Below are 1,462 nucleotides of genomic sequence, written 5' to 3' on the forward strand. Positions count from 1 at the left end.
CGCCGCAGGCAGGGCGTCCGCCGGCTCGCCCGTCCCGGCCGCGTCGATGAGCACGAAGCGCCCGGGGTGCTCGGCCCGCGCGCTGCGCACCAGGCCCCACAGGGCGGCCTGGGCGGGATCGACGGGACGGTCGAGCGGTCCGGTACGGACCGCGTCCCTGGTGAGCAGGGCCAGCCTGGCCTCGGCGAACCGCTCGTCGGCCAGCCACTGCTGTACCAGGGCCAGGCCCCGGTGCGCGGTGACGCGGACCCGGTCGGCGGGGTCGGGCAGGTCGGCGGTGGCGACGGCCGCCACGATCACCTCGGGGAGGGCGGCGCCCGCTTCGAGCGCGGCTCCCAGGGCGTCGAGGTCCGGCAACGTCGCCGCGCCGGGGACGGCACCGCCGAGGGCGGCCCAGGTGGGCACGGCACTGTCGGCCGGGTCGGCGGCCGGGGTCCAGTCGAGGCGGTACAGCAGGTCGGCGTGGGCGTTCGCGGAGAGCGGCCCGCCCGCGGCCGGGGGCCGCAGCAGCAGGCCCTCCACGCCGAGCACCTGCCGTCCCGACAGGTCGTGGGCGTGCAGGGTCACGGAGTCCGGCGCGCCGGCGGAGAGCCGGACCCGCAGCGTGGTGGCCCCGGTGATCCCGCCGGTCACACCGTTCCAGCTGAAGGGCAGCCGGGCCCCGCCGTCCTGGTCGGGCAGCAGTGCGGCGGTCTGGAGGGCCGCGTCCAGCAGCGCGGGGTGCAGCACGCACCCGGCGGCGTCGGCGTGCTGCGACTCCGGCAGCACCACCTCGGCGAACACCTCGCCGTCGCGGAGCCACGCGGCACGGATGCCGCGGAAGGCGGGGCCGTAGTGGTAGCCGGCCTCGGCGAAGCGCTCGTAGAGGTCGCCGGTGTCCACGGGTTCGGCACCGGACGGCGGCCAGCTCAGCAGACCGGCCGCGGCTCCGGCCGGGTCCCCGGCGGGCCGGGGTGCCAGGGTGCCGGTGGCGTGCTCGGTCCAGGGCGCGTCGGCGTCCCGGGTCGTGCGGGCGAACACGCTGAGCCTCCGCCGACCGTCGCCGTCGGGCGCGGCGACCCGGAGCTGCAGGTGGACGGCTCCCTCGTCCGGGAGCACGAGGACCGATCCGAGGGTGAGTTCCTCGACCACCGGGCAGTCCGCCTCGGCCCCGGCGCGCAGCGCGAGTTCGAGAAAGGCCGTGCCGGGGAAGAGGACGAAGCCCGACACCGCGTGGTCGGCGAGCCAGGGGTGGGTACGCAGCGAGATCCGGCCGCTGAGCAGCAGCTCGTCGGAGTCCGCGACCTGCGTCGCCGCACCGAGCAGCGGGTGCCCGGTCGTGGCGAGACCCGCCGAGGCGACGTCCCAGCTCGTGGTCGGGACGTCGAGCCAGTAGCGGCTGCGCTGGAAGGCGTACGTCGGCAGGTCCACCCGCAGCGCCCCCGGGAACGCACCCGAGAAGTCCGCCCCCAGCCCGCACTCC

1 protein-coding gene is annotated in these 1,462 nt (G+C 77.4%); it reads right to left on the bottom strand.

Features of this window, described 5'->3' with window-relative positions; translation table 11 throughout:
* Nucleotides 1-1,462 (bottom strand): polyketide synthase dehydratase domain-containing protein (locus ACFWJ4_RS41610; RefSeq protein WP_380554690.1); only part of this gene is annotated, 1,462 nt, incomplete at both ends.

This window comes from Kitasatospora sp. NPDC127067 (assembly GCF_042724755.1).
In the GTDB taxonomy this organism is placed as follows: domain Bacteria; phylum Actinomycetota; class Actinomycetes; order Streptomycetales; family Streptomycetaceae; genus Kitasatospora; species Kitasatospora lactacystinica.